Origin of the sequence: Rhodococcus sp. DK176, from assembly GCF_038447315.2 — a bacterium.
In the GTDB taxonomy this organism is placed as follows: domain Bacteria; phylum Actinomycetota; class Actinomycetes; order Mycobacteriales; family Mycobacteriaceae; genus Rhodococcus_F; species Rhodococcus_F jostii_A.
Genome location: NZ_CP118321.2, coordinates 1816562 through 1835774 on the forward strand (window position 1 = coordinate 1816562; position 19213 = coordinate 1835774).

General features: G+C 66.3%; 21 protein-coding genes. 9 read left to right on the top strand and 12 right to left on the bottom strand.

The window, feature by feature from the left end; translation table 11 throughout:
• Positions 1 to 292 precede the first annotated feature (292 nt).
• On the bottom strand, positions 293 to 496 hold the full coding sequence (locus PSR88_RS08575; protein WP_016882973.1) for a hypothetical protein: 204 nt from the start codon (positions 494 to 496) through the stop codon (positions 293 to 295).
• On the opposite strand from PSR88_RS08575, the gene PSR88_RS08580 reads away from it, so the two are divergent.
• Both PSR88_RS08580 and PSR88_RS08585 read left to right on the top strand, forming a co-directional pair.
• Positions 495 to 818: a hypothetical protein gene (locus PSR88_RS08580; RefSeq protein WP_016882972.1), complete on the top strand. Its 324-nt coding sequence runs from the start codon at positions 495 to 497 to the stop codon at positions 816 to 818. The two genes, PSR88_RS08575 and PSR88_RS08580, sit on opposite strands and share 2 nt — an antisense overlap.
• A gap of 588 nt (positions 819 to 1406) precedes the next feature.
• Positions 1407 to 1799, top strand: coding sequence for a hypothetical protein (locus PSR88_RS08585; RefSeq protein WP_016882971.1), 393 nt, complete (start codon positions 1407 to 1409; stop codon positions 1797 to 1799).
• A gap of 10 nt (positions 1800 to 1809) precedes the next feature.
• Here the strand turns inward: PSR88_RS08585 and PSR88_RS08590 are convergent, their stop codons facing one another.
• A complete protein-coding gene (locus tag PSR88_RS08590) occupies positions 1810 to 3459 on the bottom strand; it encodes an NERD domain-containing protein/DEAD/DEAH box helicase (RefSeq protein ID WP_016882970.1) in 1650 nt (549 codons plus the stop codon).
• Between the two features lie 79 nt (positions 3460 to 3538).
• Here PSR88_RS08590 and PSR88_RS08595 point away from each other — a divergent pair, with 79 nt between their 5' ends.
• The 3 genes from PSR88_RS08595 to PSR88_RS08605 all read left to right on the top strand — a co-directional run bounded on the left by PSR88_RS08595 (position 3539) and on the right by PSR88_RS08605 (position 5230).
• Entirely contained in the window at positions 3539 to 3958 is a 420-nt protein-coding gene (locus tag PSR88_RS08595) for a CoA-binding protein (RefSeq protein WP_016882969.1), read from the top strand.
• Between the two features lie 111 nt (positions 3959 to 4069).
• Positions 4070 to 4759 carry a tellurium resistance protein gene (locus PSR88_RS08600; RefSeq protein WP_016882968.1) on the top strand — a complete coding sequence of 230 codons (690 nt, stop codon included), beginning with the start codon at positions 4070 to 4072 and terminating at the stop codon, positions 4757 to 4759.
• A 60-nt stretch (positions 4760 to 4819) separates the two neighbouring features.
• Positions 4820 to 5230, top strand: coding sequence for a secondary thiamine-phosphate synthase enzyme YjbQ (locus PSR88_RS08605; protein WP_009474393.1), 411 nt, complete (start codon positions 4820 to 4822; stop codon positions 5228 to 5230).
• Positions 5231 to 5255: 25 nt separating this feature from the next.
• Here the strand turns inward: PSR88_RS08605 and PSR88_RS08610 are convergent, their stop codons facing one another.
• Entirely contained in the window at positions 5256 to 5891 is a 636-nt protein-coding gene (locus PSR88_RS08610) for a TetR family transcriptional regulator (RefSeq protein ID WP_029539424.1), read from the bottom strand.
• A 157-nt stretch (positions 5892 to 6048) separates the two neighbouring features.
• On the opposite strand from PSR88_RS08610, the gene PSR88_RS08615 reads away from it, so the two are divergent.
• Complete coding sequence (locus tag PSR88_RS08615; protein ID WP_231914481.1) at positions 6049 to 6516, top strand: CarD family transcriptional regulator; 468 nt, start codon at positions 6049 to 6051, stop codon at positions 6514 to 6516.
• Positions 6517 to 6613: 97 nt separating this feature from the next.
• Here PSR88_RS08615 and PSR88_RS08620 read toward each other — a convergent pair whose 3' ends face one another.
• A complete protein-coding gene (locus PSR88_RS08620; protein ID WP_337464695.1) occupies positions 6614 to 7441 on the bottom strand; it encodes a glycine-rich protein in 828 nt (275 codons plus the stop codon).
• A 279-nt stretch (positions 7442 to 7720) separates the two neighbouring features.
• Between PSR88_RS08620 and PSR88_RS08625 the strand changes: the two genes are divergently transcribed.
• Positions 7721 to 8719: an MBL fold metallo-hydrolase gene (locus tag PSR88_RS08625; protein ID WP_016882965.1), complete on the top strand. Its 999-nt coding sequence runs from the start codon at positions 7721 to 7723 to the stop codon at positions 8717 to 8719.
• A 39-nt stretch (positions 8720 to 8758) separates the two neighbouring features.
• Here PSR88_RS08625 and PSR88_RS08630 read toward each other — a convergent pair whose 3' ends face one another.
• The 3 genes from PSR88_RS08630 to PSR88_RS08640 all read right to left on the bottom strand — a co-directional run bounded on the left by PSR88_RS08630 (position 8759) and on the right by PSR88_RS08640 (position 11929).
• Positions 8759 to 9802, bottom strand: a complete 1044-nt coding sequence (locus PSR88_RS08630; RefSeq protein WP_011594643.1) for a DNA polymerase IV — start codon at positions 9800 to 9802, stop codon at positions 8759 to 8761.
• 65 nt (positions 9803 to 9867) lie between these two features.
• The gene (locus tag PSR88_RS08635; RefSeq protein ID WP_011594644.1) at positions 9868 to 10320 is read right to left on the bottom strand and encodes a hypothetical protein; all 453 of its coding nucleotides are present in this window, start codon (positions 10318 to 10320) and stop codon (positions 9868 to 9870) included.
• A gap of 211 nt (positions 10321 to 10531) precedes the next feature.
• Positions 10532 to 11929, bottom strand: a complete 1398-nt coding sequence (locus PSR88_RS08640; RefSeq protein WP_029539421.1) for a plasmid pRiA4b ORF-3 family protein — start codon at positions 11927 to 11929, stop codon at positions 10532 to 10534.
• Between the two features lie 61 nt (positions 11930 to 11990).
• On the opposite strand from PSR88_RS08640, the gene PSR88_RS08645 reads away from it, so the two are divergent.
• On the top strand, positions 11991 to 13172 hold the full coding sequence (locus PSR88_RS08645) for a serine/threonine-protein kinase (protein WP_029539419.1): 1182 nt from the start codon (positions 11991 to 11993) through the stop codon (positions 13170 to 13172).
• Between the two features lie 16 nt (positions 13173 to 13188).
• Here the strand turns inward: PSR88_RS08645 and PSR88_RS08650 are convergent, their stop codons facing one another.
• Positions 13189 to 14097, bottom strand: coding sequence for an LLM class flavin-dependent oxidoreductase (locus tag PSR88_RS08650; protein WP_016882962.1), 909 nt, complete (start codon positions 14095 to 14097; stop codon positions 13189 to 13191).
• A gap of 109 nt (positions 14098 to 14206) precedes the next feature.
• Here PSR88_RS08650 and PSR88_RS08655 point away from each other — a divergent pair, with 109 nt between their 5' ends.
• Positions 14207 to 14554: a GNAT family N-acetyltransferase gene (locus PSR88_RS08655; protein WP_009474404.1), complete on the top strand. Its 348-nt coding sequence runs from the start codon at positions 14207 to 14209 to the stop codon at positions 14552 to 14554.
• On the opposite strand, the gene nhaA is transcribed toward PSR88_RS08655, so the two are convergent.
• The 4 genes from nhaA to PSR88_RS08675 form a co-directional block, all read right to left on the bottom strand.
• The gene (gene nhaA, locus PSR88_RS08660) at positions 14555 to 16423 is read right to left on the bottom strand and encodes a Na+/H+ antiporter NhaA (protein ID WP_016882961.1); all 1869 of its coding nucleotides are present in this window, start codon (positions 16421 to 16423) and stop codon (positions 14555 to 14557) included. It abuts the gene before it with no gap.
• Positions 16424 to 16433: 10 nt separating this feature from the next.
• Complete coding sequence (locus PSR88_RS08665) at positions 16434 to 16874, bottom strand: SRPBCC family protein (RefSeq protein WP_009474406.1); 441 nt, start codon at positions 16872 to 16874, stop codon at positions 16434 to 16436.
• Positions 16875 to 16907: 33 nt separating this feature from the next.
• Entirely contained in the window at positions 16908 to 17609 is a 702-nt protein-coding gene (locus tag PSR88_RS08670; RefSeq protein ID WP_016882960.1) for an alpha/beta fold hydrolase, read from the bottom strand.
• Positions 17610 to 18031: 422 nt separating this feature from the next.
• Positions 18032 to 19000: an arabinofuranosidase gene (locus tag PSR88_RS08675; RefSeq protein ID WP_237724105.1), complete on the bottom strand. Its 969-nt coding sequence runs from the start codon at positions 18998 to 19000 to the stop codon at positions 18032 to 18034.
• Positions 19001 to 19213 lie beyond the last annotated feature (213 nt).

Below are 19213 nucleotides of genomic sequence, written 5' to 3' on the forward strand. Positions count from 1 at the left end.
CTATGCTGCTGAAATTACACCCCGCCCCCGACACGTTTCTCGACCGACGCGGGTTAGGCGACGAGATTCATTCAGACGAATGACAAAACCACCCGCTTTCGGTCGACAGTCCACCCCGAGCGCGTTAGTTGAAACTAGTACCAGACAAACCCGACGTAACGCATAACCGTGCCCGCGGTGGTGAGCTAGCTAAAAAAACTGCGCCCCAATGAATCCGAGTCAATACACCGTTCAACCGACACCACCAGGGACAAATAGGGACTTCGGACCTAGCGGTGTCGGCATCAGCGCGTCAGCAATTGTTGGGCTCGCCGATCTTCACAACCGACAGCACCGCGTCACCCTCCCCGACCAAGGCACCGGGCGACGGCTGCTGACCCACGACAATCCAGTTCGAGTCGAGCACCTGCATCCGTCCAGCACCGGACGCATCGGCGCTGCGCGAGAAGAAGACCCCCGCCGCCTGGATCGTGTTCTGCGCGGTCTGCAGGTTCATGCAGACCACGGCCGGCATCGGCACCAGAACGGGGGCACTCGAGGTCGGCGCCACAGGCGCAGCCTGTGGCGGAGCCACGGGCGCAACCGCGACCGGAGTGGTCACGGGTACCGTCGCCGTGGGCCGCGTGGTCGTGGTCGTGGTCGTGGAGGCGACTGTGGTGGGGGTCGCCGAGGCCGTCGACGAGGACTCACCCGAACCGCAACCAGCGAGACTGGCAGTCGCCAGGACGACGCCGGCGCATCCGACGATCGAGGAGAACAACGGCCGTCGCGCGTTACGCGCCCGGCGTACTGTTTGCGAGTTGGCAGCGGCGGGTTGAGTATCGATCGACACGGCAGTGCCCTTTCAGAGGTGCGGGCGACCTGCCCGGAATCTTGCCGATTCTCGCCTGGGTAGTCGCAGACGAAACTGTGCATGCGCTCGCGCGTCCGATTTCCTATCCACCCAGCGACAGCACGATGGTTGAAACTAATACCAGACTGTCCGGACTTTCACACAATTCAGCAACGGGTCGCCAACCAAATGCATGGGCGTTACACAATCACCCGCGCGTCAACGAATCCGAGTCAATACACTGTTCGATCGACACCCCGAATAGGCGCCTCCGCTGATTTGTCGGTCCCCCACGACAAGATGTCGCCGTGACCGCACTGTCCTGTGCAAGGAGCTCGCGGGTCCGTCATCGCCCGACACCATCGGCGTCACGCAGTCGTGGCCGCTCACCGAACTTCCATCTGTCGCTGTCGTCGAAGCCTGCGCGGGCGTCGTTCTTCCCACCATCGCAGGTCGAGTCGATAACGAGGTCGGCGGCCGACTACTGACTCCGCTCCTCGAACATCCTGCGAACTTCGACGACCCGTTCGCCCGACGAGACGAGGCGTCGCACACCACGGCGGCCGCGGCGCGTGTGCTGCTGAAGTCCGCCGGCAAGTGCACAGCCTGCGGAGAGACGATCGACTTGCGTGGCAGTGCCGCACAGGAGCGCGTACACATCCACACTGCCGAGAACGGCGTCGACCACTGGAATTATCACGGGCCGGCGCATGACTGGCCGGCTGCCTTGTGCACTGGGTGCCAGACTGCGATGACCGAGGGCGGATTCTCCACCTTCCTCGACTACCGCTTCTCCTTCCACCCGAGCTGCTCGCGATGCGCGGCATCGCAAACCCGGTCTGCAGTGATCGGCATGCCGATCCCGCGCGAGCCGGTGCCGCCGTGGACCATTCCGTTGGGCTGCATCGTCACCGACCCAGTGCCGGAATGGATCTGCGGCGCATGCGGGTACCGCTGGGCAAACTAACGGGGCGACATCAGATCCCCATCCGTTTGGCCAACTCCGCTCCCCCGACCTCCCGGATGAAGGCCGGATCGCCACACACCACCAGCTGGTCACGGGCTCGCGACAGCCCGACGTACAGCCGCTCCCGCGAACGCTCCTGCACCACTTTCTCATTGAGCGCCAGAACGACGGCACGGCGTTCCAGACCCTTGAACCCCAGGACGTGCCCGTAGAACACCTGCTCGGTGTCCCAGAAGCTGTCCCAGTAGGCCACGTTGCCCTCCGCCTGCCGGCCGACCTGCTCCGGATGACGGCTGCCCGTGGCAAGCAACGCCAGGTCCGCGGGACGCCACCCCTCATCCATCAACGAGTCGATCTGGTCGTCGGCCACCGTCAGCGCATCCTCTGCGGTGCAGGGCACGAAGAGCACCTCCGGGCCTTCCCCACCGAGCAGACGCATCCGCTGGCCGACCAACGGCGTGAACGAGTCCGCGATCTGACGGGTATTGCGCAGATTGTGGTCGAGCACCAGCGGGACCAATTGAATCGGCGGAACACCCTGCCGGTCGAACACCCGCTGCCCCTCGTCGCTGAACACATAGATGCCGCCGGCTTCCTCGTCACGCAGCGCCGCCAGCAGCGGACCCCACCAGTCATCGGCAAAGTCCTGCGCCTCGTCCACGACCACCGCGTCGAACCGGTCCCGCAAAGGCAGTTCCGACGCCAACTCCGCCATATGCCGCGGAAGGTCGTGTTCCCAGAACTGCACAGTGTCGGTGTTGCGGATACTTTCATCCGGCCCCTCGGGCGCTCCCCACCGCTGACCGAGCGCATGAAACTCCCCCACGTATGCGGGACGCTCCTTGTAGGACCAGGTGGCGGTCAACCGCTCGAGATACGACGCCAAACCGTGCGAATAGCAGATGAGTGCCACCCGCTGCCCCTGCTTCGCCAGCCGCCGCGCCTTCTCGACCGCGAGGAACGTCTTGCCGCTTCCGGCGCCGCCCCGCACCTCGACACGGTGCAACAGCCGGATCGCGTCGAGAATCACCGACTGCTGGGCAGTGAGTGCGTCAGCCGCGTCTTCGTTCGCGATCGCCCTCGCAACCACGTCGCGTTGCGGCAGTCCCCGTCCGGAGAGGACCGTCGTGAGCTGGTCGACCCCGTCGGCGGGCAGGGCCGGGCGGTCCAATTGTTGACCGGACAGTACCTTCTGCAACCGCAGAACCACGTCATCGAGGTTGTTGCGATCAATTACCTTCCAGCGCGGGCATTCCGGCAGGGCGAAGTCGTCGGCGATCGCCACATTGGGGAACACCACCACGTGGTCCCATCGCAGCCGCCCGTGGCTCCAGCGCGGGTCGGCCTCCACGTAGCTCCGCAGGGCATACAGCGAGTCACGTGCTTGCCGGACCGGGTTGATGACCGTTGGTCCTTTTCGCTGCTCTTGGTACCAATCGTTGCCGTCGTGCCAAATCTGCCCGCCCTTCACCTCCAAGCAGACGATTCCGTACCCCTCGAGCGCCACCACGAAGTCGATCTCGTGATCCTTGAGCCGGTCGGTGACCCGCTGATTTGCCACCACCAGGTCACCGTCGCCGAGCTGACCGAGAAGCGCTTTCCACACCGATTCCTCGGAACCATTCACCAGACGCGGATTCTCGGGAATACGGATCACCATGCCGATACTGTCGCACGCCGACTCCGGTTGAGCGCGGCGATCCCCGGCTGACATCCACGGTCAGTAGTAGTTTGGCGATGTGGACACTACGTGGCAGGACCCCAAAGCCGTCTCGTCGATGCTCAACGACTGGGAGACGTGGGCAATCGTCGGGCTCTCCGGAAACCCCGACCGGACGGCGTATCGGATCGCGGAGCTGTTGCAGCGCCGGGGAAAGCGCATCGTCCCGATCCACCCCGACGCCCCGATGGTGCTCGGCGAGCAGGGCTATCCCACTCTCGCGGACGTCCCGTTCCCTATCGACGTCGTCGACGTCTTTCGCCAGTCAAACGCGGCCGGCGAGTTCGCGGACCAGGCCGTCGAGGTGGGCGCGAAGGGCGTCTGGTTTCAGTTGGGAGTCATCGACGAGGCCGCCTTCCAGCGAACGACCGCGAAGGGAGTTGCCATGGTGATGGACACGTGCCCGGCGATCGAGTGGAGTGCGCGCGAATCAGCGTGACCGTGGTCGGGCTGAAGTCCGACCGCGCGACTACCGCTACTCTGGACCGAAATCGTGCAAATCGGACAGTGGTCTGACGCGCGCCGCTCAGTCAATCGGAAGGTTCCACCTGTGGCCATCGACTACACCCGACGCCCGTCCACTCCTGCCGCACCGCAGGGCGGAGTCAATCTGAGCAAGGTGACGCTGTCGAAGGCTGCGCCGTCGGTCAGCCTCACGAAGTCGGGTGAGCGACAGGGCGCGATGCGCGTCAACCTCAACTGGTCGACGGGCGCGACGCCGCAGCCGAAGAAGGCCGGCTTCTTCGCCAAGCTCGCAGCCGCGGCGGGCGGCAGCAACGGCATCGACCTGGACCTCGGCTGCCTCTACGAACTCACCGACGGATCGAAGGGTGTCGTCCAGGCACTCGGCAACAGTTTCGGATCGCTGCGGACTGCGCCATTCATCCAGCTCGACGCCGACGACCGCACCGGCACCGTGACCGGCGGCGAGAACATGCATATCAACCTCGACCGGCCGGAAATGTTCAAGCGGATCCTCATCTTCGCGATGATCTACGACGGCGCACCCAACTGGGCAGCCGTGGACGGTGTCGTCACCCTCTACCCCACCAGCGGCCCCGAGGTGGAGGTGCGACTGGACTCGGCGAACAGCTCCGCTCGCATCTGCGCCATCGCGATGCTGCACAACACCGGGCAAGGCATCACCGTCAACCGCGAGGTGAAGTACATCGAAGGCAGCCAGGCCGATCTCGACAAGACCTACAGCTGGGGCATGAAGTGGGCGGCCGGCCGGAAGTAGCACGGCAGGCCTCGCAGCTTCCGATCGCTTGTCACAGGCTCGGGCGCTAACGTCAGAACCATGTTCAGTACTGAGATCGAGGTGCGGACCGGCGCCGAGCCGGTGGTGCACGACCTGACCCGTGAGATCGAGAAGTTCCTCGCCTCAGCAGGCGCCGGTGACGGCCTGTTGCATGTGTGGGTGCCGCACGCCACTGCTGGACTCGTCGTCATCGAGACCGGCGCGGGAAGCGACGACGACCTTCTGCGGGCGATCGACGAGGTGCTTCCGCGCGACGACCGGTGGATCCATCGCCACGGGAGCCATGGGCACGGCCGCGACCACGTGCTGCCGGCGTTCCTGCCGCCCTACGCGTCCGTGCCCGTCTTCGACGGAGCACTCGCGACGGGCACCTGGCAATCCGTGTGCCTCGTCGACACCAATGTCGACAACCCGGTGCGGCACGTCCGGTTCAGCTTCCTGGAGGGCTGAGCCGACGCCTGCGGACCGTCTCCGATCACGCCTGCGCGAGTCCCCTTGCCAAGGAATAGATTTCGGGCAGGCTCGCCGTCTCATCGGTGGACGATTGGTCCACCCACGTTTCCAACGCCGCACGGAGCACGGCAATCGACACATCGATTGCCAGTCGAACCTGCAAGTCGGCGCAGTCGAACCTCGTCGACACCACATCGACAAGCGCCGCGGTTCGCCGCACACTCTCGCGCGCCAGCTCCGCCCGCAGCGCCGGCTCCTTCTTGATGAGTCGGTTCACCCGCAGCAATCGTCGGCAGGCGATCGACAAACTGTCCGAGTACATCGTCAGAGCAGCAGCGAAGGCCGTTTCCAGCGCGAGCCTCGGTGAAACTTCCGAGTCGAGCTGGTCGAGTCCTCCGGCCAAGACCGCCTCGAAGGCCCAGTGATCGCGGAGCGCGGCCTCTTCCTTGGTAGTGAAATATCGGAAGAAGGTTCGCTGCGACACTCCCGCAGTCTGCGCGATCTCGCCGACGGTCGTGCCCTCGACACCCTTGTGCTCGAACAGTGTGAGTGCGGTCTCGCTGATCTCGACGTTCGTCTGCTCGCGTCGCCGCTCCCGCAGCCCCAGCGGGCCGGCGGGCAGGTCAGGCGACACGGAGAACGCTTCGAGTCTGGTCATCAACGGCCTTCGCAATCGGTAGGAGCACCCACCAGAGATCGTTCATATCTGGTCAGCAGTTGTCAAGATGGCAGCGTGTGCCATAATGTATGTGAAGGGTAGGTAATCTATGAATCTCAATATCGGTGATATTTTTCTGTACCCGCACCACGGGTCGGTGACCGTCACAAAGCTCACGACCCGGATGTTCAACGATTTGCCCACCGAATACGTACAGTTCGAGGTCGCTCAGAACGGGCTGTCCATCGAGATCCCGGTAGCGAAAGCCGAATCCATCGGCGTGCGAAACGCGATCAACAACGACGAAGTCGGTCGAGTCTTCGACATCCTGCGCGGTCCGACGGTCGACGACCCGTCGAACTGGTCCAGGCGGTTCAAGGCCAACCAGGAAAAGCTGACCGTCGGCGGAATCTTCACGGTGAGTGAAGTCATCCGCGATCTGATGACGCGTTCGCAGGTCAAGCCGCTGTCAGCCGGCGAGAAGCGGCAGCTCGAGCACGCAATGCAGCTCGTCATTTCCGAACTCGTCCTCGCGATGAAGTCCGATCCCGACGAGACTCGGCGCCGCATCGAAGCGATCTATGAACCCGCGTCCGCCTCTACGACGGCGGCTGTCGCAGTCTGAGAACACCATCGGCAGCAGCCCTGAACGAAAGTTCAGGGCTGCTGCCGATTTCGTGTGTCATTTCGCGGCCTGTCACGACTCCAGCGTGGAGTCGAGATCAGCTGCTGCCGAAGAGGTTTCCGAGTGACCCCGTTCCCGAACCGGCCCCGTACGTGATGACTACCGACGAAACAGCATCCGCCCCAGCGACGCTGAAGGTTCCGCCGGGCGCGTAGGACGATCCGCCACCACCTCCGCCACCACCGTAGTTCTCGGCGCCACCTCCGCCGCCGAACCAGCCGCCGCCACCACCGCCGCCCGTGCCTGCACCGGCACCACCGGCACCGGCTTCACCCGGCGAGCCATGCGGGTCAGTGCCACCGTTGCCTCCGACACCACCAGCGACGTCCGTGCCGCCTCCGCCACCGCCGCCCCCGCCGCCGGGTCCGCCAGCAGGTCCCATCAGGTTGCCTGCGCCACCGATATAGGTGTCACCCGCGCCGCCTCCGCCCGCGGCGACGATCTGACGATCCGCCAGCTCACCCGTCCCGGTGCGAACGTCGGAGGCGCCACCTCCGCCGCTCGCGCCGGTGCCGCCGGCTCCACCGCCGTTGTATCCGGCTTGACCATTGCCGTCGCCACCGTTTCCGCCGACCTGGATGTACAGCGCGTCACCGGCGGCGACCGTCAGCTGTCCGGTTGCGACGGCCGCGGCGCCGCCGAGAATGGTCTGGCTGTTTCCACCACGTCCGCCCGTCGCCGTCACCGCCAAGCTGGTAATGCCCTCGGGAACCGTGAACGACTGCGCACTGCCGGTGAATGTGAACGTGCAGGTCACCTGGGTGCCGACGCCTTGCACACAACCGGCAGGTAACGCTGCCGGCGCTGCAACCGCCACGCTGGGGGCAAGCAGTCCCGAGGCACCCACTACGGCGAGGCCACACATTCCGGTCGTGTACCACCGGCGGCGTGATCGAACGAGGTTCGTGGTCAAAGCAGTCTCCTGTCGCAGAGCGAGCATGTGAAAGCTGGTCCGGGTGGAGCATTCCACAGCGTCCGGCTTCCAGTGGGTGTTCCAGTCTCACCGTCGGCTTTCACACCAAAACACCTGGTCACGGGGCATTCCGTTCCGCTAATCGGGACCCGCGGTATCGCAAACCGCGCCGAAAGGTCAGTATGAAGGCAAGTAGAACTAATTTGTTCATCTAGGCAACGAGGTAGGCACATGAGCGACGCAGCGCCCATCGGTGACGGGATCTTCCAGATTCCGGTGCCGATCACGGACAACCCCCTCGGTCACACCCTGGTGTACGCGATGGAATCCCCCGGCGGTCTGATCCTCGTCGACGCCGGTTGGGACGACGACAACGCCTGGAACGGCCTCACCTCCGGACTCGAGGCCATCGGACACTCGGTGAAGGATGTGGAAGGCGTCGTACTCACGCACTTCCACCCCGACCACACCGGTCTGTGCGGTCGCGTCCGGGAGGCCTCCGGGGCATGGATTGCGATGCACGAATCCGATCACGAAATGTTCGAGCACATGTCGACCGGTCACGGTCCCGAGTGGTTGGATTTCCAGAAGGCCAACATGACGCGCGCCGGTGCCGCCCCGGCAGATCTCGAGGCATTCGAGAAGGCAACGAGCGGGAAGCCGCCTGCGGGTCCCGAGTCTGCGCCCGATCGTGTCCTCGTCGACGACGAGCTCATCGCCCTCACCGGCCGCAGCCTGCGCGCCGTCTACACCCCCGGCCACACCCCCGGCCACGTCTGCTTCTACCTGGAAGACGCCGACGTGATGTTCACCGGCGACCACGTCCTGCAGAAGACGACGCCGCATGTCGGCAACTTCGTGTACCCACTCGAGGAACGCGACGCGCTGGCCGAGTTCATGGACTCGCTGCGCCGCGTCCAGACCATGAACATCACCCGCGGCCTCGGCGCCCACGGCATCCCCATCGACGACGTCGCGGGCCGCGCCGGCGAGCTGATCGAGCACCACGAAGAGCGACTCGACCACCTGTACAAGGCTTTCGGCGACGACCAGATCACGGTGTGGCAGGTCGCCGAGCGCATGAAGTGGTACAAGCCGTGGGCCGACATCTCACCCATGGGCAAGGGCATGGCGCTGTCCGAGGCAGCGGCCCACCTTCGGCACCTCGTCGCTCGCGACCTCGTCGCCCAGGTTCCCGACAGCGAACCCGCAGTCTTCGCCCGTCGCTGACAAGTGAGTGGCAAAGCGTGCCCGAGCACGCCTTGCCACTCACGTGGGCGGCGTCATCTCGAGCCGCACGCCGAGGAGTCGCACTTCCCGGTCGTGGTCGAGCCTGTCGACCAATGCTGCTGCCGCGTCGGTGATCACGTCCGGATCGAATGTCGGCTCCGGCAGTGGTTTGCTCGTCGTGTGGGTGTCGAACGGGGCGTAGCGCACCTTCAATGCCACGCGCACCGCCCTGCGGTTCTCCGCGAGGATGTCCTCCCTGACGCGGGAAGCGAGACGTATGATTTCCTCGGTGACGGCCTCCCGGCCGGCGAGGTTCTGCTGAAAGGTCGTCTCCCGGCTGTGCGACCGGGCCACCCAGGGCTCCGCCGAGACCGGGGAAAGATCGATGCCACGACCGATCCTGGCGTACCACGGTCCCATGTTCGGACCGAGGGTCGTGGCCAACTCCTGATCCGAGGCGTCGGCGAGTTCTCGGACGGTGCTGATGCCCAGCGCGGCAAGCTTCTTCGCTGTCTTCTTGCCGATCCCCCACAGCGCGTCGGTGGGGCGCTCCCCCATGACGGCGAACCAGTTCTCCTCCGTCAGCCGGTAGATGCCCTGCGGTTTGCCGAAGTCCGTCGCGATCTTGGCTCGTAACTTGTTGTCGCCGATACCGACTGAGCAGTGCAGCCCGGTCGCGTCGAGGACGGCGTCGTGGACGGTTCGCGCGAACGCTTCCGGGTCTTCGGTCTCGACACCCAGAAACGCCTCGTCCCAGCCCATCACCTCGACGACGACGCCCAACTTGCGCAACGTGTCCATCACGACGCCCGACACCTCGGTGTAGGCCTCGGCGTCGACGGGCAGGAACACCGCGTCGGGGATCTTCCGTGCCGCGATCCGCATCGGCATCCCGGAACCGACACCGAACTCACGCGCCTCGTACGACGCCGTCGATACCACCGCGCGCTCGGTGGGATCGCCGCGACCGCCCACCACGACGGGACGTCCCCGCAGCTCAGGGTGCCGCAGCACCTCGACTGCGGCGATGAACTGGTCGAGATCGACATGCAACACCCACCGACGACGCGGCGGAGTGCTCATGGAACCAGTGTGCCGGAATCGTCGAACCGGGACCCTCGAATCCTCGAGTTCGGCCGCGGCGGAGGTCAGAACACGTCGTCGGCGTCGACAGACGGTATCAACTCGTCGGGGAACCGATACGAGCATCCGAGTTCACTGGTGGACCGGGTGCCCCAATTGTCCCGGAACCAGGCTACGCACGTGTTCGCGATCAGGTTCACATCGCGACTGAAGAGATAGCCGTCGGTGCAGTCTTCGAAATGGCCGTCGAAATGCCACCTGTCGAGGGTCAAGTGCTCGGCGGAATAGTCGGCGAGCAGCAGGTGCCCGAGTTCGACGCGTGATCGCCGGAGCATCAACACACCGTCCGCCAGTACCTGAATCTGCGCGCAGACAACTTCTTCGTCGTCGTCCTCACCGACGTAACTGTTCGGGCCGATCTCGACGATGAGCGCAACTGGTTGATCGACCAGCGAGCCGGTCAACCACTCGACCATTCCCGCCCACGAAACCTCGGGCACCTCGGTGGAATCGACCATCGTCGTCAACCTCCCTCGCTCGCGACCGACTATTGCATGGACGTATCAAAGCAGAAGATTCCGACAGATGTGGCCCGAAATCGTTCTGCATCGACGAGTGTCGTTTGCGTGACCGTCCGGCGACGCGTGGATGCGTCGGCACCGCGCGATGCCATGCGTATCGAAAGCATCTGTACCCGAATGTGTTCAGGCGAAATCCAGAACTGTGGACCTACATCGACAGCACCATCTGTGCGAGGAGCCGACCCCATTCGGGGTCCATGGGCTGGTCGCGCTGGACGTAGCCCTCGACCATTGCGCCGATCAGTTCGAGGAACGAGATCGTGGGACGGCCCATCCAGAAGACTTCCTCCCGGCCGACGATCGTGCCGTCGCTGGTCTGCCAGCCGAGGGCGGCGAGTCCCTCGGCGATCGCGTCCCTGCGTTCGTCCGACGACGTGCCTGCGGCGAGTGTGAGAAGCACGAGGTATCCGGCCTCCCGCTCGATCTGTTCGGTGCCCAGCGGCAGGCGTTCGAGCAGGTGACGCCACATCTGGTTCGCGTTGTCCGCCATCGCCGTTCCGAGGTTGGTTCGAACGAGTTTTCCCTTGTACTTGCGCACCAGTCCGAGGGTCTTGGCGTACTCCCGGAGCAGGTGGACCGGCCGTTGGTCCGTCTCCCGGTTGCTGGTGGCGGGCCAGTCGTCGAAACCCGGCAGCGCCTGCCGCATCTCCGCCACCACGGCCGGGGGCAGGTAACCCGCCTGAGTCAACGTGATGCCGTCGGATCCGATGCGCTGCAGAAGCCACCGCAGATGAAACGTCGCCGCTTCCTGGGCCGCAGGAAAGTCACCCGTCCGCGTGGTGAGCTGGGCGTGCTCGAGAAGCGAAAAGACGTGCGGGGCAGCCTGATGGGGTATTCGTCGCAGCAGTTCGGCAAACTTCGAATCCGTCACCGGCCCGTGGTCACGGATCACGACTTCGATCCGCAGATTACGGTTCACGGCGTCGACGCCGAACGATTCGGGCGCGAAGCCGGGCCCCACCCACGCCCCGGCGTCGTGATGACCGGGGTGCGACGGGGTGGCCAGGACCGTCAGCAGGTCGGCGTATCCGCCCGGTCCGCCGCAATCCTCGGGTGGGCAGGCGCGGGCACCGGCGAGGCAGGTCACCGTCGGCGCGGGCCCGCCGGCCTCGATCCGTTCGAGGACGATCGTGTGGTCCCAGCCGTCGCCGAAGTCGTATTGATACGACAGCAGCTCGCCGGGCTCGGCCAGAACCTGATCGAGCCGCACCGCGTCCTCGCACAGCTCGTCGTCCTCGTCGGCGAAGCCCTCGTCGATGCTCTCACGCATCTCGTACCGCTCGGAGGCGGGCGGCTCGCCGCCGACCCACGAATGCAGGTGGCTGTCCTGCCAGCCCATGACCGTCTGCACGATCGGATGCAGCTCGTTCAGCCGCAGGTTCGACGGCACGACGAACTGCCGCCAGATGGTCGGCGACACGTCGTCGAGCTCGATCCGCAGGTGGAAACTCGCGACGTCGCGGCGACCCGGCCGCTCGGACGGCCGGACGATCACCGGTGTGTCGGGAACGACGGACAGGTGTCGGCGTTTACCTGAAGCGGTCATGGCGTCATGGTAGGTGGGAGGCAGCGGTGTCCGGCACAAGTGCTGACGATAGCGTGAGCGCATGTCGGTGTCCGCAGTTCTCGCAGGTCGGTACGAGTTGCGGGGAATGCTGGGGCGCGGCGGAATGGCCGATGTCCACGACGGATGGGACCTGCGCCTGCAGCGACCCGTCGCGGTCAAAGTGCTGCGCCCGGAGCTCACCTCCGTCCCCGACACCCGCCGCCGGTTCGAGGCCGAGGCCCGGCTGGCCGCCACGTTGAATCACCCGAACGTCGTCGCGGTGCACGACTGCGGCGAGGACGCCGGAGTGGCGTTCATCGTGATGGAGCGCCTGCCCGGGCGGACCCTCGCCGACGAGATCGCCGCCGGTCCCGTGCCGGACGCGCGGGTGCGGTCGATCCTCGCCGACGTGCTCGCCGCCCTCGGCGCCGCCCACGGAGCCGGGATCCTGCACCGCGACATCAAACCGGGAAACGTGCTGTTCACCGCCGCGGACACGGTGAAGGTCGCCGACTTCGGCATCGCGAAGAGCGCCGCATCCGACCACACCGCGACAGGTCAGGTGCTGGGCACCGTGGCCTATCTCAGCCCGGACCGCATCCTGGGCACACCCGCCACCACCGCCGACGACCTCTACGCCGTCGGCGTCGTCGGCTACGAAGCCCTCGCCGGGCACCGGCCGTTCGCCGGCGACAACATCCTGTCGCTCGCCCGGGCCATCACCGACGGGGCGGCCCGACCGCTGCGCGACGCCCGCCCGGACGCCGATCCGAACCTCGTCCACACGATCGAACGGGCGATGGCCCGCTACCCGCAGCAGCGGTACGCCGACGCCCAGAGCATGCGGGACGCCGTCCTCGGGGCGCCCGGCCCGCATCCGCCGCCGACGAGAACATTCACACCGACGACGGTTCATGAGCTGCCACCCGAGCCTCGGCGGCCACGGCGCACCGGGCTGATCATCGCCGCGATCGCCGCCGTGCTGGTGGCCGTGGCCGTGGCGGCGCTGGCCATCGCGTCGCAGAACCGGGACGGCACGGTCGGTCCCGGGCCGAGCACCACCGCCGTCGTCCCCGCCCCGGCACCCGTCTCCGTCCCGAGCAGCGCCGTCGAGGTCAACCCGGTTTCGCCTCCCCCACCAACCGTCGCACCGGTACCGAAGCCCGGACCGGGAAACAACAACGGCAACGGGAACGGGAACAACAAGACCAAGGAAAAGGACAAGGAGAAGGACGGCAACTGAGCGAGTCGCGGTGGCGTCAGGCGTGGGCACCCACTCCACGGCGCTCATCCACGGCGGCCCGAACGGCCGGCGCGACATCGGTCGCGAATCGTCGGACCTGGGTGAGGTTGTCGCCGTCGGTGCCGAAGACGAACGTGTCCATGCCTGTTTCCACCGCGAGTTCCGTCAGTTGGCTCACCCACTGCTCGGCGGTTCCGCGGAACAACGTGTCCGACGGTGTGTCGCTCACCTGACCGAACACGTTGTAGGCGCGGACGATCGAGCTCGGGTCCCGGCCCGCATCCGCCGCGCCCGCGTCGATCCGCGCGTGCATGCCGGGCAGGACGTCGGGCGGAAAGTACGAGCTCGACGGGACCCACCCGTCCGCAGAGCGTCCCAGCGCCCGCAGCATTCGGGGGCCGCCGACGCCCAGCCAGATCCCGATCCTGTGCGCCGGGACCGGTCCGGGATGCACACCCTCGAGGCGGTAGTGCTCACCCTCGGAATACACGGCACGCTCGCCGGACCACATCAGGCGGATCACCTCGACCGCTTCCTCCAACGCCTTTGCGGCCTGCCCGGGCGTGCGCACGTCACCGCCCATCGCCCCGATCGCCTCCCAGAACGCGCCGGCACCCAACGCCAGTTCGAACCGGCCTCCCGACATCACATCGAGGCTGGCCGCGGCCTTCGCCATCGTCGCCGGTGGGCGAAGCGGCAGGCACGCGACGTCGGGAAACACACGCACCCGCTCGGTTCGGGCCAGCAGCGCGCCCATCAGCGACCAGCAGTCGAGGAATTTCGCCTGGTACGGGTGGTCCTGCACGCCGATCAGGTCGAGGCCGGTCTCGTCGGCGAGGGCGGCGAGTTCGAACGTGTTGGCCAGCAACTCCACCGACGGGGTGACGAACGCCCCGAACTGCAAGGCCCTGCCGTAATCGGTCATGGTGGTCGCGTCTCCTCTCGGATCCTGGACTCTTTCGATCATCCACCTCCGCGACGTCCGGGAACACCCGCCGCGCAGTCGGAACCCCGCCGGGCGGCATAGTGGGTCCATGACAGACGACACGAAAGACGGCCCCGCACCCGACGTCCGGAACGCCCCCGAACACCACCGATTCGAGGTCCGCGTCGAGGGTGAACTGGCCGGGTTCACCGAGTACCTCGACGACGGGAATCAACGGATCTTCTTCCACACCGAGATCGGGGAGCAGTTCGGGGGGCGTGGCCTCGCCAGCACCCTGATCCGCAGCGCGCTCACCGAGACCGTCCGGGACGGCAAGCGGATCGTGCCGATCTGCCCGTTCGTCGCCGGCTACCTGAAGAAGCACGACGACTTCGCCGACGACGTCGACCCGGTAACCCCCGCCGCGATCCAGGCGGTGCAGCGTTCGAAGGGTTGATCAGGGTGCGCCGTCGGCGCCTCGCGCCGCTTCGAGCTTCCGGATGAGGGTGGCGGCGTCGTAGGGGCCGCTGTGCCGGGCGAGGTCGGTGCCCGTCGCGCCGAGGTAGAACGTGGGGGTCCCCCGGAAATCGCTCGACTCGGCGTCGAGTTCGTCGTCGTCGATGCGGTGAACGTACGTGCCCCTGCGGATGTCTTCCTCGAACCGGTCCATGTCGAGCCCCAACTCGGCGGCGTAACCGAAGATCTCGTCCTCGGCGAGGGCGTCGCTGTTGGCGAACAGGTGGTCGTGCATCTCCCAGAACCGGCCCTGCGCGGCCGCCGCTTCGCTCGCCTGGGCGGCGAAACGCGCGTGCGGATGCACGTCGTCGAGGGGGAGATGCCGGAAGACGTAGCGGAGCTCGTCCCCGAAATGGGCCCGGACGTCCCGGATGCTGCCGGTGGCCTTGCTGCAGAACGGGCACTCGAAGTCGCCGTACTCGACGAGGGTGAGCGGCGCATCCGCCGGCCCGCGCAGGTGATCGCGGCCGGGGTCGACGGGCCGGAGCAGGGTGAGTCCGACGACCTCCGTCGGCGGGTGCACAGTGTCCGACAGCCGGAACAGCGCCCAGCCGAGGACGGTGGCGATGACGGCCGCCGTCAGGACACCCACCCGAGCCTCGTTGGCGAGCTCGGGTGAGTCGATGGCCAGGTCGACGATGAACAGCGAGATCGTGAAGCCGATGCCAGCCAGCGCACTGCCACCGGCGATCTGTGACAGCGTCAGCCCGGGCGGCAGGCTGCCGGGACGCAGCTTCGAGAACAGGGCCGTGGCCGCGGTGATGCCGACGAGCTTGCCGACCACCAGGCCGAGCACGATGCCCCACGCCAGCGGAGACCTGGCCGCGTCCGCGAGGGTCTGCCCGGTGATGACCACACCGGCATTGGCGAGCGCGAAGATCGGGACGACGAGGAACGCCGTGTAGGGCTGGTAGAAGCGCAGCAACCGCTCGTTGACGGACACCGCGCGCAGCACGCCGAGCTGGGCGGCGCGGGCGTAGTCGGAGTTGGGTGACTGCCGGAACGCGCGCGTGAGTTCACCAGCCCGTTCCACCTCGCTGCGCCGCGGCGGATAGACGGGCAGGATCAGCGCGATCAGCACGCCGACGAGGGTGGGGTGGACGCCGGACTCGTAGAACGCGACCCACGTGCCTGCCGCGACGATGAAGTAGGCGACGCCACGCCACACCTCGAGCTTGCGCAACTGGATGATCAGCAGCAGCCCGACGCACCCGAGTAGCAGCGGTCCGAGCCGGAGGTTGTCGGTGTAGAAGAAGGCGATGAGGGCCAGGGCGCCGATGTCGTCGGCGACGGCCAGGGTCAGGATGAAGACACGCAACCGGGCGGGGCACCGGGGTCCGACGAGTGCCAGTGCGCCCAGCACGAACGCCGTGTCGGTGGAGACGACGACGCCCCACGCAGTGGCCTCGTCCCCGCTGGGGTTGAGGATCAGGAACAGGACGGCGGGCAACGCCAGACCCGCGATCGCGGCGAGGAGGGGGACGGCGGCGCGGGCACGGTCGGTGAGTTCGCCGATCGTCAGCTCACGTTTCACCTCGAGCCCGACGACGAAGAAGAACAGCGTCATCAACCCGTCGTTGACCCAGTGCTTCAGGTCGAGGCTGATGCTGTTGTCGCTGATCTGGATGGTCACCGGGGTGTGCCAGAACGACTCGTACGAATCGCCGATGTTGGCCCACACCAACGCGAGGATCGTGGCGACGAGCAGAAATCCGGCCGACAGCTTGTCGTCGTCGGTGTCGTCGCGGATCAGGGCCAACCGCGCCGACAGTCGCCGAAGTGTGGTGGGGCTGCTCTGCTCGACCGTCATCGGGTCCTCGTCAGACGTAGTTCTCGAGAACGAACTTGGTGAATCCCTTGCGGATCAATCGCACGGCCTGCTTCTGGCCCTGACGCAGCACGGACTTCGGCACCCACACCTTGGGCTCGACCGACATCGTGAGGTGCACCGACGTCCCGCGCGCGGTGGGGGTCAGCCGGTACTCCCCCTCCTGGCACTTCTGCTTCTCGCTCTCGAGGAGCGTCCACGACATCTGCTCGTCCCCCAGCCACTTGTGCTCGGCCAGCTGCGTGTCCGCGACACCGAGGACGGCGAGCGTCATCCGCACGGTGCGGGGGCGTCCGTCGTCGAATCGGGACTCGACGACCACCTTCTTGTGCACCGCCGACCACTCGGGGATGCGCTCGACGTCCGCCAGCGCCGCCATCACCTGGTCCTGGGGAGCCTCGATCTCGAACTCGCCCGATACCGACAACGCCATCGATTGCTCTCCTTCTCGTCAGATCCACATGCCCTACAGTTCGGACGCGTAGCGCTCCAGCATGGCAGCAAGTTCGCCGGGGCGCGCGAGTGCCGCCAGATGACCGGTGTCGATGACCTCCGGTGCGATGCCCAGCCGCTCCCGGACGATCCGCTGCATGAAGTCGAGTGGGAACAGCCGATCGCGCCTCCCGGCGACGACACGCGTCTTCACGTGCGGCCACGCGTCCGCCTGCCACACCGTCTCGAACGGGGTGTTCGAGACGACGGGCTCCTCCTGGCTGAACGCCTCCTCGGTGACGTCGTCGGGCACGTCGTGGAAGAACAGTGCCCGCAGGTCGTCGGGCGCGTCCGGGTCGCGACCCTCCAGCACGTCGAACGCCCGTTTCGCCTCCGGCTGACCGGTGGTCTCCCACCACTGCCCGGGTGCCTCCCCCGGCGCGGGCAGCATCGGTGCCAGGAGAACCAGCAGGTCCACGTCGACCTCGCCGCGCTGACAGACGATCGCCGCGGTGAACGCGGACATGGACTGCGCGACCAGCACGATCGACCCCTCGACGTCCTCGACCGCATCGACGACGACGTCCGCGAACTCGTACTGGCCCGCGTCGTCGTCGCCGTACGGAAGGTCGACGGCGATCACCGAGTGCCCGCTTCCCTCCAGGATCGGTGCAAGGCGGTGCCAGTACCACGAGTCCGAGCCGGCGCCGGGCAGCAGAACGAAGGTTGCGGGCATCTCGACTCATCTCCTGTTTCCGGGACACGAACGGTCGAGTCGAGCCTAAGCGCTACGTGCGCGGGAATGCGCGCCCGGACACACCTTGCCACTCACCTGCGGGGACCTGAAACGGAAGCGCCGCCGAGGGCGATACACCAGTAGGTCGGACAGGACGCTCCGACCGTGCCGGGATCCACCACACGTTACGAGAACTGAGCTGACATGTTCACCAACCATCTCTTCGGCGGAATGACCGAACAGGAAATCGACATCGAAATCGCCGACGAGCTGGCGGCCTGACGCACGGTCCCCGCACGTGAGTGGCGATGTGCACCCCGGCACGCTTCACCACTCACCTACGAATGACGTTCACGCTCAGCCCTTCGCAGGCTACCGGTGCCGTTGACCCTCCCGGTTGCCGCCCTCACGGGAGTTCGCCGTCAGGCCGGCTCCCGCATCACGCCGAAGTGGCGCACCGTCCCGGAAACGCCTGGAAGCTCTTGCACGGGCGACCAGGTGCGCAGCCCATCCGTGCTGTCGGAATAGAGATACTTTCCTTCGGTATAGGCGTCGAGATAGATCCGCCAGGTGTCGTTCGGCAACTGAACCAGGGCTGGGCCCTCCACCAGCGAGCCCCAATTTCCAGGCGGGACGAATGAATAGGGCCCCGTCACCGACGACGCGACCGCATGCTCGACGACCTTCTTCGTCTCGTTCTTGGTAAACGCATGGTAGGTCGATCCCACCTTGACCACGGTGGTGTCGATATGGTCCGCGCCGATCCCGGCGAGCGGAACAGGCGGGCTCCACAACCTGAGCGATGGTTCCAGCGCCGTCATCAGATACGGCACGAATCCTCCCCCGGTCGACAGCGACAGGATGACGTTGACCCGGTCGCCGTCCACGAACCATTCAGGTGCCCAGGCCTTGGTGGTGAACGGCGACAGCGACGGTCCGTCGCTGAACCCGGCCGACCCCGAGGAACCCGGCGGGCTCGCTGAGCCCGTTCCGTCTCCCGTGCCCGGCAGGAAGGCGCAGCAGAACGGGACAGGCCAGGCCCCAAGGAACTTCCAGTCCATGCGGTCACTGCTGCGTGCGAAGCCGATGTTCGCCCCGTCGACCGTCGTGTAGGTGAGGTAGTAGAACCCGTCCGTGTGCCGGAAGATGCTCGGGTCACGCACCACCCCTGACGGAGGCCGATACGCAGACAGTCGGAGGGGCTGGAACCCCGTGCCGTCCTCAGACTCGTATACATCCAGGTCGCGGTCGCTGACGTTACTGAACGCCACCATCGTGGTTCGCCAGGCGAGCGGTGCGGCGCCGCTGCTCCCCGGGGCGGCGACCAGCAAGCCTGCGACAGCGAGCATCACCATCGATAGGGCGGAAAAGCAGGTTCGTTTGGGCAGCATCACCGGTGCAGTATCTATCACAGCAGGCGCACCATGCGTAACTTTGGCCGCAGGCAGCGGATCGGTACCGACGGCGGTGCAATGACGCCGTGGACGAACCCGAGGCCGCCACCCGCAGCAGCGGCGATCAATACCCCTGCGGCGCGGTCGGTCTACGCGCGAGCCTTATGCGTGACGGCGTCTCGGCGTAGCGTCACGGGGACACTGTCGACG